General features: G+C 72.0%; 15 protein-coding genes. 9 read left to right on the top strand and 6 right to left on the bottom strand.

All coding sequences use genetic code 11. From position 1 onward, the window contains the following. Positions 1 to 39: 39 nt before the first annotated feature. From corA to VF746_13895, 3 genes are all read right to left on the bottom strand, one after another. A complete protein-coding gene (gene corA, locus VF746_13905) occupies positions 40 to 1110 on the bottom strand; it encodes a magnesium/cobalt transporter CorA (protein HEX8693512.1) in 1071 nt (356 codons plus the stop codon). Further along, entirely contained in the window at positions 1088 to 1450 is a 363-nt protein-coding gene (locus VF746_13900; GenBank protein HEX8693511.1) for an SPW repeat protein, read from the bottom strand. The genes corA and VF746_13900 overlap by 23 nt, the downstream gene beginning before the upstream one ends. Positions 1451 to 1597: 147 nt before the next feature. Continuing rightward, positions 1598 to 2506, bottom strand: a complete 909-nt coding sequence (locus tag VF746_13895) for a cobalamin-binding protein (GenBank protein ID HEX8693510.1) — start codon at positions 2504 to 2506, stop codon at positions 1598 to 1600. 165 nt (positions 2507 to 2671) lie between these two features. On the opposite strand from VF746_13895, the gene VF746_13890 reads away from it, so the two are divergent. Beyond that, positions 2672 to 4540 carry an FAD-dependent thymidylate synthase gene (locus VF746_13890; protein HEX8693509.1) on the top strand — a complete coding sequence of 623 codons (1869 nt, stop codon included), beginning with the start codon at positions 2672 to 2674 and terminating at the stop codon, positions 4538 to 4540. 66 nt (positions 4541 to 4606) lie between these two features. Here VF746_13890 and VF746_13885 read toward each other — a convergent pair whose 3' ends face one another. Then, positions 4607 to 5152, bottom strand: a complete 546-nt coding sequence (locus tag VF746_13885; protein HEX8693508.1) for a hypothetical protein — start codon at positions 5150 to 5152, stop codon at positions 4607 to 4609. Positions 5153 to 5360: 208 nt separating this feature from the next. Here VF746_13885 and VF746_13880 point away from each other — a divergent pair, with 208 nt between their 5' ends. The 7 genes from VF746_13880 (at position 5361) to VF746_13850 (ending at position 10399) form a co-directional block, all read left to right on the top strand. Further along, positions 5361 to 6398 (top strand): serine hydrolase domain-containing protein, encoded by a 1038-nt coding sequence (locus VF746_13880; GenBank protein ID HEX8693507.1) that lies wholly within the window; start codon positions 5361 to 5363, stop codon positions 6396 to 6398. 250 nt (positions 6399 to 6648) lie between these two features. Further along, positions 6649 to 7593 carry a Phenylacetic acid catabolic protein gene (locus VF746_13875; GenBank protein ID HEX8693506.1) on the top strand — a complete coding sequence of 315 codons (945 nt, stop codon included), beginning with the start codon at positions 6649 to 6651 and terminating at the stop codon, positions 7591 to 7593. 77 nt (positions 7594 to 7670) lie between these two features. Beyond that, on the top strand, positions 7671 to 8042 hold the full coding sequence (locus tag VF746_13870) for a metal-sulfur cluster assembly factor (protein ID HEX8693505.1): 372 nt from the start codon (positions 7671 to 7673) through the stop codon (positions 8040 to 8042). A gap of 36 nt (positions 8043 to 8078) precedes the next feature. Then, positions 8079 to 8378: a hypothetical protein gene (locus tag VF746_13865; protein ID HEX8693504.1), complete on the top strand. Its 300-nt coding sequence runs from the start codon at positions 8079 to 8081 to the stop codon at positions 8376 to 8378. Beyond that, a complete protein-coding gene (locus VF746_13860; protein HEX8693503.1) occupies positions 8375 to 9229 on the top strand; it encodes a Phenylacetic acid catabolic protein in 855 nt (284 codons plus the stop codon). Before VF746_13865 ends, VF746_13860 begins: the two co-directional genes overlap by 4 nt. Then, positions 9229 to 9423, top strand: coding sequence for a hypothetical protein (locus tag VF746_13855; GenBank protein HEX8693502.1), 195 nt, complete (start codon positions 9229 to 9231; stop codon positions 9421 to 9423). The genes VF746_13860 and VF746_13855 overlap by 1 nt, the downstream gene beginning before the upstream one ends. Before the next feature lie 310 nt (positions 9424 to 9733). Next, complete coding sequence (locus tag VF746_13850; GenBank protein ID HEX8693501.1) at positions 9734 to 10399, top strand: hypothetical protein; 666 nt, start codon at positions 9734 to 9736, stop codon at positions 10397 to 10399. A gap of 87 nt (positions 10400 to 10486) precedes the next feature. On the opposite strand, the gene VF746_13845 is transcribed toward VF746_13850, so the two are convergent. Together VF746_13845 and VF746_13840 are read right to left on the bottom strand one after the other, a co-directional pair. After that, positions 10487 to 10777, bottom strand: a complete 291-nt coding sequence (locus tag VF746_13845) for a hypothetical protein (protein ID HEX8693500.1) — start codon at positions 10775 to 10777, stop codon at positions 10487 to 10489. Positions 10778 to 10883: 106 nt separating this feature from the next. Continuing rightward, positions 10884 to 12065, bottom strand: a complete 1182-nt coding sequence (locus VF746_13840; GenBank protein ID HEX8693499.1) for a glycosyltransferase family 4 protein — start codon at positions 12063 to 12065, stop codon at positions 10884 to 10886. Positions 12066 to 12324: 259 nt separating this feature from the next. Between VF746_13840 and VF746_13835 the strand changes: the two genes are divergently transcribed. Continuing rightward, on the top strand, positions 12325 to 13146 hold the full coding sequence (locus tag VF746_13835) for a class I SAM-dependent methyltransferase (protein ID HEX8693498.1): 822 nt from the start codon (positions 12325 to 12327) through the stop codon (positions 13144 to 13146). Positions 13147 to 13242: the final 96 nt, after the last annotated feature.

The raw sequence follows: 13242 nt of genomic DNA, 5'->3' as shown, positions 1-13242 counted from the left end.
AGCCGCGGCTTCAGCCGCCCGACACCCCTCGGCGACTCCTCAGAGCCAGCGCTTGCGGCGGAAGTAGAAGACGAGGACGGTCCCCACCACCAGCATCAGCCCCAGGGCCCACGGGTAGCCCGCCCGCCACTCCAGCTCCGGCATGTGGCGGAAGTTCATCCCGTAGATGCCGGCGATCCAGGCCATCGCCATCAGGATGATCGACCACGCCGCCATCAGCCGCATGGTGATGTTGAGCTGGTTCGAGGCGATGGAGAGCTGCCCCTCCATGGCGGCGGAAAGCAGGTCGCGCAGCGTGTCGAGCTCCTCCACCACGCGCATGGAGTGGTCGTGCACGTCCTGGAAGTAGAGGGTGAGCTCCGGGCTCAGGAAGGGCAGGTCGCGCCGCAGCATGGTGGAGAGCAGGTCGCGCTCGGGGCCCACCACCTTGCGGAAGAGCGTCAGCTCGCGCCGGATCGCCAGGATCTGGTCCAGCTCCGCGGTCTTGTCTTGGCGGAACACGTCCAGCTCCGCCTCCTCCACCCGCTCGGCGAAGTGGTCCAGGATCGGGAAGTAGTCGTCGACGATGGCGTCGATCAGCGCGTGCGCCAGCGGGCCCACGCTGCGGTAGCTGGCCGGGGCGGCCCGCCAGCGCGCCAGCACCTCGCCCAGCTCGCCGATCTTGTGGTCGTGCACGGTGACGATGTAGCGGCGCCCGAGGAACATGTGCACCTCGTGCAGCGCCATGCGGTTCCGCTCGCGGTTGATGGCCGCCGCGTACATCACCATGAAGTAGTAGCCCGGGTAGCGGTCCAGCTTGGGCCGCTGCCGCCCGCTGATGCAGTCCTCCACCGCCAGCGGGTGGAAGTGCAGCCGCTCGCGGAGGAAGACGGCCTCGGCCTCGCCGGGCGAGGCCACGTCGATCCACACGATCGGGATGTCCGTCTCGTCGGCCGAGCGCGCCTGCCGGCAGCGCTCGAAGCGCTCGAGCGCGTCGTCCAGCGGGATGGCGTGGACGCCGGTGGCGGTCTCGGCGTAGGCCTGGACGCGGGCGCGCGGCTCGGGGACCGCGGCGTCGGTGAGCTCGCCCTGCGCCAGGAGGAGGTCGTTAGCCTGCGCGGCGTCGGTCATAGGCGGGGATGGTGTCGGTGACCACCGCGGCGGCGATCTCGAAGGCGCCCACGACCACGTGCGGCACCCACACCTCGGTGTCGAAGCCGAGCGCCCAGGGCGAGACGGCCAGCAGCACGCCCGAGAGCCCGTCGAGCCAGAGGTGATAGGGCATCTGCAGCCGCTTCACCACGCCCAGCTCGTAGTCGGTGAAGAAGCTGTAGACCAGCGCCGCGGCGCCCAGGACCACGAAGATCCACGTCTGCGCCCCGCCGCCGAACCCCAGGAGGAAGGGGAGCGCGATCATGAGCGCCCCCACCGTGTAGTCCAGGATGCCGTGAGTGCGGGTGGGAAGCCGCATGCTCTTCATCTCCGTTGCGGTACGCGCGTTTTCGTCCGGACGCGCGTCGCGATTGCAAGGACAGTGCGAGAGTGCGGAGTGCGGGAGTGCGAGAGTACGGGGTACGAGGTACGGAGTACGGTCTCGGGGCGGCGCCGCCGCGGCCTCTCAGCTCCAGCGCTCGACGATGCCTTCCGCCGCTCCGCCGTCGAGCGCGTCCGGGTGCAGCGCGGCGGCGAGCGCCTCGATCCCGGCGACCACGCGCGGGCCGGAGCGGCTGAAGTACGCGCTGTGGCCGATCGCCGCGCGGCCCTCGCGGACGGCGCGCGGGGCGAGCGCGTGCAGGCGGGCGCGGGCGCGCGCGGCGTCGTCGCGGGCGTGGTCCAGGTCGTAGCCGCAGGGCACCAGCAGGAGGAAGTCCGGGTCGAGCCCCTCCACCTCCTCCCACGGGACCTCCACCGAGTGCCCGCCCGTCCTGCCGATCAGGCTCCGTCCGCCCGCCAGCTCGATCATCTCCGGGATCCAGTGCCCCGGCGCGAACGGCGGGTCCAGCCACTCCAGCGCCAGCACCCGCGGCCGCGGCCTCCCGGCCACCGCCCGGCGCACGCGGTCGATCCTTCCGCGCAACCGCGCGGCCGTCTCCCCGCCCCGCTCCGGCTCGCCCGCCGCGTCCGCCACCTGCCGCAGCGACTCCAGGATCTCTTCCAGCGTGTGCGAGTCGAGGGAGAGCACCCGCGGCTGGAACGGCAGCGCGGCGACCGCCTCGTTCACCGAGCCGGTGGGGACGGCGCACACCTCGCAGACGGCCTGGGTGAGGATCAGGTCCGGCCGCGCCTCGCGCAGCGCGTCCACGTCCACCTGGTAGACGCTGCCGTGCTCGGCCATGCAGCGGCGCACCTCGGCGTCGATCTCGCCGCTGGTGAGCCCCGCCGGGTCGAAGCGCGAGCGGGAGAGCCGCGGCAGCCGGAGCGCCTCGGGCGGCCAGTCGCACTCGTGCGAGATGGCCACCAGGCGGTCCTCGAGCCCCAGCTCGTAGACGATCTCCGTGGCGCTGGACAGGAGGGAGGCGATGCGCATGCGCGAAAGCTAACCCCGCGCCGCGCCGGAGCAACCTCGGCTGTAGAGGCGGAAGGGGGCGCCGTCCGCCGCATGCGTTCGGCCGGGTTCCCTTCGCCTTGCCGCCCGGGGGGCCGGCGTCTACGTTTTCGCCGCCGGCCGACCCCCACCTCCGGAGCGCCCCCGATGCAGATCATCCGCCAGCCCCGCGTCACCGTCATCGCCCGCCAGCAGTTCACCGTGCCGCCGCACATCCGCTGGCAGAGCGACAGCCAGGTGGCCGGCGAGGCGCTGGCGGAGTTCGCGGGACGGCTGTGCTACCTGAGCTTCGGGGCCGATGCGGGGCTGGAAGGCGGGCACAAGACGATCCCGGGGCGCACGACGAACGAGGCCTACCTGCACAACATCCTCCACACCAAGCACGGCTCCGTGCTGGAGCACGCGGTGTGGACCTTTCTCTTCGAGGGCGTCAGCCGCTCGCTCACCCACGAGCTGGTGCGGCACCGGGCCGGCATGGGATACTGCTTGACGGGAGACACGCGGGTCTACAGCGAGCACCGCCAGCGTGGAAAGCCGAATGGAACCAAGAAGCGTTCGATCCAGCGCCTGTTCGAGATGACGCAGACGCCGCATGGACGCTCCCGTCTGAAGCTGCTACGCCTGCGCTGCCTTGACGTGGTGAGCGGGACGTTTACTACGGGGCGGGTGCGCGCCGTCGTCCAGTCCGGGGCGAAGCCGGTTTTCCGCGTTGAGCTCGAGGATGGGAAATCGATCACCTGTTCGAAAGATCACCGATTCCTCACCGCGAACGGATGGAAGCCGCTGGACGAGATCGTCGGCGGGCTCGCCGTCTCGCCGGGAGGGCTGGCGACGTACGGGCGCTCAGGCGCCGAGATCATGGTCAACGGCCTTGCGGCCTACAAAGACCGGGACTGGCTGAAGCTTCACTACCACGACCGCAACCTCGACCAGAGCACGATCGCACAGCTTGCGGGTGTATCTCCACACACGATCCGTGCGTGGATCCGGAAGCACGGTTTGCAGAAGCCGGTCGGATCGTGGACCGTGGGTCGGAGCCCGTGGAACCGCGGCAAGCGCTACCATGCCGGATGGAGGCACACGCCCGAAACTCGCGCCCGCCTCTCGGCTCAGAAGACCGGTGAGGCCAACCCGCAGTGGAAGGGGGGAATCACTCCGCAGGGACTGGTCTTACGCAAGCCTTTGATGGATCGACGGGAGGAAATCTACGAGCGTGATCGGCATACCTGCCGGCGTTGCGGCGAGCGCGGAGGCACGCTGACGCTCCACCATGTTCTCCCGGTGTGGGCCCGGCCGGACCTTGCCGACGACGAGACGAACGTGGTAACCGTGTGCCATTCCTGTCACCTGACGTTGAACGGGCGCGAACTCGAATACGTAGAACGCTTCGACCGGTCACTCAGCGAGATCCCATCGAACGCCCGCCCGCCACGCGGACGCGGCAACGTTCTCGTCGCCCGTCCGGCACGGATCGCGAGCGTCACGTACGTGGGCGAGCAGATGACCTACGACCTGGAGATGGAAGGGCCGAACCACAACTTTGTCGCCAACGGGATTGTCACGCACAACTCGCAGTTGTCGCAGCGCTACGTCGACGAATCGGAGATCGGCTTCGTGCTGCCGCCGGAGATCGAGGAGGGGAGCGAGGCGTTCGAGGCATGGCGGCGGGCGTGCGAGCAGTCGCTGGAGGCGTACCGGGCGCTGCTCGCGGGCGTGACGGACAGGGTGGGCGAGAGCGGCACCGCCACCATGCGGAAGAAGCGGGCACGGCAGGCGGCGCGCGCGGTGCTCCCCAACTGCGCCGAGACCAAGATCGTGGTGACGGGCAACGCGCGCGCGTGGCGGCACTTCTGTGAGATGCGCGGCAGCCCCACCGCCGAGGTGGAGATCCGCCGCCTGGCCGTGGAGGTGCTGCGCCAGCTCCGCGAAGAGGCGCCGCACATCTTCGGCGACATGCAGGCCGTCGAGCACGAAGACGGCATCCCCGTGGTCGAGACGCCGCACAGCAAGGTCTGACGGCGGTGGAAGGCTGATGCACGGAGAGGAGCGGAGGGCGCCGGCCTTCCGCTCCTTCGTCTTCAGTCAGCCGCCCCGCCGCAGCGCCGCGAGCTCGCGGACGTGCGCCGCCAGCTCCGCCACGGCCTCGCCGACGGAGCGGCCGGCGGTGTCGACGATCGGCAGGCCCAGCGCGTCGGCCTGGCCGCGGAGGTAGGCGGCCCAGCAGTCCATCTGCCCGCACGCGAGCTCCGGCTGGCCGCGCGGACCCCGCAGGCGCTCGTTCCGCTCGTCGTGGCCGCAGTCGACCAGCACGATGCGCGCGTGGCGCACGCCCAGGCGCTCGAGCGCGGCGCGCACCTCGCTGGGCCGCGTCTGGCCGTCGAACACCGCCACCTCCACGCCGTCGTCGTTGCGCAGGAGGCGCTCGACCCAGTACTCCGTGGCGTGCGCCTGCCACTGCCCGGGCCCGCCCCAGCGGCGCTCCATCTCCTCCGGCGAGGGGACGCCGATCGAGTCCAGCTGGTAGCACCCCACGCCGGGGAGCCGCAGCGCCTCCAGCTCGCGCACGAGCGTGGTCTTCCCCGCGCCGGATGCGCCGGTCACCACGAGCAGGGCTGGCTGGTCCGTCATGCGCCGGCGGGAGACAGGGTTCGGAGGGCTGGAACGTGCCCGCCGTACGTCTAGCCCTGGCGGCGCGTTTCAATCACCGCGCCGCGGTGTGAGATTAGGATAACGTGAGCACGAGGGCGCGCTCGCCGGGACGGGCAACGGTGGACTCGAATGCCGTGCTCCAACCGGGCCGTGAGCCGAAACGTCCACCTCAAGGCTGAAGATTCTCATGCCGATCCGACCCTCGCTGCTCCTCGCCGCCGCGCTCCTGCCCGCGGCTTCGCTCGCCGCGCAGACGCCGCAGACGCCGCAGACGCCGATCTCGCAGGAAGAGCTGGTCCGCCGCCTGTCCGCCACGCTCGACTCCCTGGCCGCCCAGGACCGCTTCTCGGGCGTGGTGCTCCTGGCCCGCGGCGGCGCGCCCGTCTTCGAGCGCGCGTACGGCCTCGCCGACCGCGAGGGGCGGCGCGCGAACGACGTGGAGACCGCGTTCAACCTGGGCTCCATCAACAAGATGTTCACGCAGATCGCCATCCGGCAGCTCGAGGCGCAGGGGAAGATCCACCTCGACTCCACGCTCGCGCACCACTGGCCCGACTACCCGAACGCCGAAGTCGCCCGCCGCGTGACCGTCCGCCAGCTCCTGCAGCACCGCTCCGGGATCGGCGGCAACATCTTCGCCCCGCCCGCGGGCGGCACCATGGGCGACCTCCGCCACAACCGCGACTTCCTCCCCCTCTTCGCGAGCGAGCCGCTCCTGTTCGAGCCGGGGACGCAGAGCCGCTACTCCAACGCCGGCTACGTGGTCCTGGGGCTGCTGGTGGAGCGGCTCTCGGGCGAGGACTACTACGACTACGTGCGCCGCCACGTCTACGAGCCCGCGGGGATGGCGCGCACCGCGCACTACGCCTCCGACTCGCTCCCGCCCAACACCGCGCTCGGCTACACCCGCGGCGGCCCCGGCACCCCGGGGACGGGGCCGCTGCGGCGGAACGACGAGACGCTTCCCGGGCGGGGGAGCGCGGCCGGGGGCGGCTACTCCACCGCGCGCGACCTGCTGCGCTTCGTGCAGGCGCTCCGGGAGCGGCGCATCGCCAACGGGCCGCCGGCGGGGATCGGGATCGCCGGCGGCGCGCCCGGGATCAACGCCAGCCTCGACGGCGACCTCCCCGGCGGCTACGACCTGGTGGTGCTGGCCAACCTGGACCCGCCCGCCGCCGAGGCCATCGCCCGGCAGGTGCGCGCCTGGCTCGGCGCGCAGGATTGATTCGCTCCCCGCCGTCCCGGCCCCGCCGCCGTCCCGCCGCGCCGGAGCTTGACAGGCCCCGGTGCGGCGGGATAGGTTTTTCGCCTCGAACGAGCGTTCGAACGAGAAGCGCCGCCGGAAGGCCGGACGACCGGCACAGGGCTCGCAGCAGGCACGGGCCGGACGTAGAATACCGCCGTCCGCCGGGGAGCAGATCCCGGCGGACGGTGCACGCGCGCGGAGAAGGCACCATCCCCCACGGAGGCCACGGATGGCTCGCTACACGGAAGAGGAGCTGAAGGAGAAGGTCCACTCCGGCTTCATCGTCGAGTACCCCGACGAGATGACGGAGGGCTACAAGAGCGCGCTGATCGTGCAGCTCCTGGTGCAGGCGGACACGGAGCTGATCTCGGCGCCGGCGTACTATGGCGCGGCCAAGGACGCCCCGTCCACCAACACCATGGTCAGCGCCACGGCCATCATCCAGGACGAGCTGGCGCACGCCAACATCGCCTACCGGCTGCTGGAAGACCTGGGGCTCGACAAGGAGCAGCTGGTCTACGGGCGCGAGCCGCACGAGTTCAAGCACCCCTACGGCTTCGACCACCCGCTGGAGAACTGGGCCGAGCTGGTGGTGGCCAACGGGCTGTACGACCGCGCCGGCATCACCCTGCTGGGCGACGTCTACAAGAACACCAGCTACGGGCCGCTCAAGCGCGCGCTGGTGAAGGTGGACCAGGAGGAGACCTTCCACCTGCGCCACGGCGAGATGTGGATGAAGCGCCTCTCGGCCGCCGGAGGCGAGGCGAAGGAGAAGATCCGGCGCGCGGTGGACTGGATGTTCCCCATGGCCGTGGAGTGGTTCGGGCTCCCCGACGACATGAAGCGCCACTCGGGCCAGCTGGACTACAAGCTCAAGGGGATGACCAACGACGAGCTGCGGCAGACCTGGATGAAGTCCACGGTGCCGCTCTGCGAGGGGATCGGCATCCGGGTCCCCGCGCACTGGGACGACGGGCAGCAGAAGTTCGTGCTCGACTACCCCTTCCCCTGCGAGTACGACGAGGACGAGAAGCGCTGGCTCTTCGACGAGGGCGAGATCCCCTGGTCGCAGGTGTTCGAGCGCTGGAAGGGGCGCGGCCCGGCCAACTGGCGGTACGTGGAGATGATCCAGGAGGGCCGCGGCTTCCGCCGCCAGCTGGAGGTGGCGGCCTGATGGCCGGAGCCGCGGTGCGAAAGTGCGAGAGTGCGAGAGTGCGGGAGTGGGAGGCTCGCGCCCCCGCCGATTCGCGCTTGGAGGACGGTACGGGGACGGCGGTGCTGGAGGCGCCCGCCGCCTACCCGGTGCCCCCCGAGGCGCGCGTGGGCCCGCTGTGGGACGCGCTGCGCGAGGTGATGGACCCCGAGCTCCCGATCTCCCTGGTGGACCTGGGGCTGATCTACGACGTCCGGCGGGACGGCGGCGTGGTGGAGGTGGACCTCACCTTCACGGCCACGGCCTGCCCGTGCATGGCCTTCATCCACTTCGACATCCAGGACCGGCTGATGCGGGAGCCCGGCGTGGAGCGCGTCGAGGTGAGGGAGGTGTGGGACCCCGCGTGGACCAAGTCGCGCGTCAGTCCCCAAGGCCGCGAGATGCTGCGGCAGTTCGGCATCTCGATGTGACTTCCGTACTCTCGTACTTCTGACCGACGCACTTCCGTGAAAGAGCCCGTCTACGAAGTGTTCGCCCGCAAGACGCGCGAGGAGCCGCTCCGGCACATCGGCTACGTGAACGCGCTGGACGGCGACCTGGCCCGCGTCTGCGCCTGGAAGACGTACGACGAGCAGAACTGGGTGGAGATGTGCGTGGTCCCGCGCGCGGCCATCCTCCCCGTGGACCCCGAGGAGAGCCAGTTCGTGACCGCGGCCATGCTCCAGGACAGCGAGGACGAGATCGTGCACAGCGCGGGCACCGGCAGCTACGGCGGCGGCGACCTGGCCGTCAAGGAGGCGCGGTGACGGAGACCCTCCCCGCGGCCGCCGCCTTCGACCGGGCCGGCCAGCTCCCCGACGACGTGCGCGGACACCTGCGCGACCTGGTCCTGGCGCTGGCCGACAGCAAGCGCGTGCTGGGGCTGCGCTACAGCGACCGCATGCTGGGCGCCCCCACGCTGGAGACGGGGATCGCCGCCAGCTCCATGGCGCAGGACGAGTGGGGGCACGGCCGCCTCACCTACGCGCTCCTCTCCGACCTGGGCGACGACCCCAAGGCGCTGGAGCACGAGCGGCCCGGCGCCGAGTACCGGAGCATCGCCGCGCTCGACCGCGCCTTCTCCAGCTGGAGCGACCTGGTGGCCGCGGGGCTCCTGGTGGACACCGCGCTCACCGTTCAGTACGGCGCCCTGGCCGAGAGCCGCTACACGCCGGTGCGCAACCGCGTGCAGAAGCTGCTGGACGAGGAGCGCTTCCACTTCCAGTACGCCGCCGGCTGGGCCCGCCGCATCGCCGCGGTGCCGGGCCTGCGCGCGGAGCTGCGAGACTCGCTGGGGCGCTACCTCTCCGAGGCGGTGCGCTGGCTGGGGCGCGACGAGGCGCCCGGCGCCCGCCGGCTGGTGGAGGAGGGGATCGTGCGCGCGGAGCCGTCGGCGCTCCGGGCGCGCTTCCTCCAGCGGGTGGGGCCGGTGCTGGAGGAGGCCGGGATGGCCGAGCCGCTGGGGCTGGCCAGGGACGACGGGGGAGGGTGGACGTACGCGGGCCCCCTGGACTGGGCCGCGTGGGACGACGCGGCCCGCCGCGCGGGCGGCGCGCTGGACGAGGAGACCGCCGCGCGCGCCCGCGGCGACAAGAACCGCGCGATGCTGCTGGACTGATGCCCGGGCCCCTCCGCCCCGCCGCCGAGCCCGGCACCCTGCCGGACGCCGTCCCCTGCCCGTTCTGCGAGGGGACCGACACGCGGCTGCTCAACCCGTTCGGGGGGCAGCTCTCCGTGGCGCAGTACTGGTGCAACCGCTGCCGCACCGGCTTCGAGTACCTCAAGTGGGACGACGCGGACGAGCGGAACTGATCCTCGGAAGCGGTTTTGCCGCAACGGAGCGCCGGCCCGGGAAGGCCGGCGTTCTTCGTTCCAGGCCGCCCCCGGCCCGGAAGGAATCACATGGTCTCCAAGTGAGCGGAAGTGTCGTGCACGAGCGCGAGCGCCGCCTGGACTTGCTCCCCGTTGTTGCACGCCGTTTTCCACAACGAGTCCGGAAAGGTGAAGAAGGACGCGACGAGACACTTTACAAGCCGGTCATTTCGCGCTATGATGTTTTCGTGAATGTAGCGTCCGGAAGGGTGTGGACGCGCTCCCACCTCGAATTCCCAGGAAAACTCGCATGGAGTTGTTCGCTCCGCTCCCGGTGAGCGGCCGGGGGGCCGCGGCCGATTGGGTCTCCAGCCTGCCCGTGCGCCGCCCGGCCCGGGTGGCGGTGGCCGTCCGGGCCCGCGCGGCCGCGGCCGCGCAACGCGCCGGCGAGGCCGCGGCGCCCGGGGCCATGGTGCGGGGCGGCTGCGTCCGCTCGGTGCTGGCGGCGCTGGGGCCGTTCCAGCGGCGCGGGCAGTTGATGCTGGCCGAGCACGGGATCGGCGTGGTGGACGCGGAGGAGTGGTACCCGCTGGCCGCGTACGCCGCCGCGCTGGAGACCATCCGCGACACGCTGGGGCCCAACACGCTGGTCCAGATCGGCCGGCAGATCTCCCGCCACGTGCCGCTGCCGCCCGCCTGCGGATCGCTGCGCGAGGCGCTGGAGGCGATGGCGCACTGCTTCGAGGCCACCCACCGCGAGCTGGAGCCGGGGTCCGTGTCGGTGCGGGTCACCAGCCACCGCTCGGCGAGCGTGACCACCAGCGCGCCGTACCCCTGCGAGTTCGGGCTCGGGGCGATCGAGGGCTTCGTGGAGACGCTCCTGGGGACGCGGGCCACCGTCCGGCACGACCCCGGCGGCTGCCGGGAGTCCGGCACCGGCAGCTGCACCTACCTGGTGACGCTCCCGATCGACTGACCTGGCGGGGAATTGGACGACACGAGAGAGGGCGGGCGCCGCACCGGCGCCCGCCCTTCTCGCATTCTCGCGAATCGAGGCCGACGGCTAGCCGCCGGTGCCGATCCGCGGCGTCTCGGGCTGCTGCTCGGAGAGGCGGCGGTAGAACTCGCGCTCCTCGGCGAGGTGCTGCACCTCGCTGCGCACCGCCCCGAGCTCCTGCTCCAGGAGCGCCAGGCGCCGCTCCACGAGCTGCAGCTCCTCCGTCCCCTGCCTGGCCTGCATGTACTTGGCGAACGCCTCGGCCACCGGCTTCACCGCGATGCGCAGCGTGATGCCGGCCACGGGGACGAACACGACCAGGAAGGTGGCGACGATGGCGATGATGTCTTCATCCATGGCGGTCTAGCGGGGTCTCGGGTGGTGGGACGGCGGACGTCCGGGACCGATCGGGCTCACGATCCGAAGCACTTCGCACCTCGCACTTCGCACTTCGCACTTTCCCTCAGCGCCCGGACGCGGCCCGGGCCACGGGCGCGGGGCGGGCCTCGCCCAGCCGCTCGCGCAGCACCTCCACGAAGCGCTCGGCGACGGCGCTCCACGAGAAGTCGCGCGCGGTGCGGCGGGCGGCGGCGCGCGAGGCGGCGGCCAGCAGCTCGCGGCTGCCGCGGTAGCGGAGCACGGCCTCGGCGAAGGCGGCCGCGTCGCGGCTGGGGACCAGGTGGCCGTTCTCGCCCTCGCTCACCACGTCGCTGATCCCCTCCAGGTCGGCCGCCACCACCGGCATCCCGCACATCCCCGCCTCCAGCATCACCACGCCGAAGCCCTCGATGTCGCCGGGGACGTGCACGTTGGGCATCACGAACAGGTCGCCGCCGCGGTACAGCCGGCGCAGCATCTCCTCGGGCACCTTCCCCAGGAGCCGGGCGCGGCGGCCCAGCCCGTGCCGGTCGATGGCCGCCTGGATGTGCGGCGTCATCGGCCCCTCGCCCGTCACCAGGTAGAAGACGTCGGCGGGGAGCCGCGGCATCACCTGGTCGGCGAACCACTGGAAGCCCTTGCGCTCCTGGTGCCGCCCCACGCTCACCAGCAGGAGCGCGTCGTCGGGAACGGTCCCGGGCGACTCGCCGAGGGCCGCCAGCAGCTCGCGGCGGGCGGCGGCGCGGTCGCGCGGCGGCGAGAAGAGCTCCGTGTCGACGCCGCAGGGGATCACGCGCATGCGGGCCGGGTCCAGCCCGCGCGCCAGGCACTCGGCCCCCGTGGCGCGGCTGATCGGGAAGACCAGGTCGAGCGCGTGGAACACCTTCGGCACCAGCCACTGGTAGCCGGGCGTGGGGAGCGTCACGTCGCGCCCCACCGGGATCGCCGCCAGGAGCGTCCCCCGTCGGGCCAGGCGGCGGCGCAGCAGCGGGGCCAGCGCGGCGGTGACCATCGACGAGAAGAGGACCACGTCGGCCTCCTCGCGCTCCGCCACGCGCGGCACCGAGCGCAGCAGCCCGGCCAGGTAGCCGGGCATGCGGTACGGCGTGGCCTTCCACGAGGTTTCGAGCACCAGCGAGGAGAGCCGCACCCCGGGGTGCGCGGCGAGCGCGGCGTGCAGCCCGGCGGCCACGCGCTGCATCCCGCCCACGTTGGAGAGGGGCCGGCCCGGCAGCGGGAACGAGTGGGAGACGTAGAGAAGACGCAACGTTCTCGCGGTCCGTGCAGGGTGCGAGGGGTCTGGTGAGGTCCGGGTTAACCGCCGAACATACAGCGGGTTGCGCCGGGAGGCCACCCCTTCGTGGCGGCGGGGCTCGCGCGCGCGCCGCTCCCGATGCCGGCCGGCCGGCGGCCCGGCGCCGATGGGGCCGTACCGCGGAAAGGTGCGACGAAACATTGGACAGCGGGCCGCCGGCGCCGCATCCTCATGTCCGCACGGATCCGTCCTCCCGGCGAACAGGAGACCCATGCTGAAGCGGGCGTTCGACCTCGGCGTGTGTGCGTCCCCGGCCCTGAAGCGCGCGCTGATCCAGCGGCTGTACCACACGATCTCGACGCTCGACCGCGACGCCGACCTGCCGCTGATGAACTACGGCTACGCCTCGCTGAACGGCGGCCGGCCGCCGATCCTGCGCCCCGAGGACGAGGAGCACCGCCTCGGCATCCAGCTCTACCACCACTTGGCGGGCGCGGTGGAGCTGGCGGGGAAGGAGGTGCTCGAGGTGGGGTCCGGGCGCGGCGGCGGCGCGGCGTACGTCGCCCGCCACCTGGGCCCGAAGTCGCTGCTGGGGGTCGACCGTTGCCGGAAGGCGGTGGAGTTCTGCGCCCGCGCCTACGCGGTGGACGGCCTCTCCTTCCGCGAGGGCGACGCCGAGGCGCTCCCGGCGGCGGACGGCAGCTTCGACGTGGTGATGAACGTGGAGTCGTCGCACGGCTACGGCTCGCTGGCGCGCTTCCTGGCCGAGGTGCGCCGGGTGCTGCGGCCGGGCGGCCACTTCCTCTACGCCGACCACCGCAACCGGCACGAGCTGGAGGGGTGGCGGAAGCAGCTCGGCGCGTCGGGGCTCTCGCTGCTGAAGGAGGAGGAGATCACGCCGCAGGTGGTGCGGGCGCTGGAGCTCGACCACGACCGCAAGGCGCGGCTGATCGCGGAGAAGTGCCCGCGCTGGCTGCGGGGCGCCCTCCACGAGTTCGCCGCCACCCGGGACTCCAGGGCCTTCGAGCGCTTCCGGACCCGGGAGGTGCGCTACCTCAACTTCGTCTTCCAGAAGCCGGGCGGGGACGCGTAATCACCGGATCGGGTCCCGAGGCGTCCGGAAAACACCAGGCTCACGCGGAGCAGCAGAGTCAGCAGAGAACCCCTCCGCTGATCCTGCCGACCCCGC

This window comes from Longimicrobium sp., assembly GCA_036389795.1.
In the GTDB taxonomy this organism is placed as follows: Bacteria; Gemmatimonadota; Gemmatimonadetes; order Longimicrobiales; family Longimicrobiaceae; genus Longimicrobium.
This window is presented reverse-complemented; position numbering and strand designations above follow the sequence as displayed.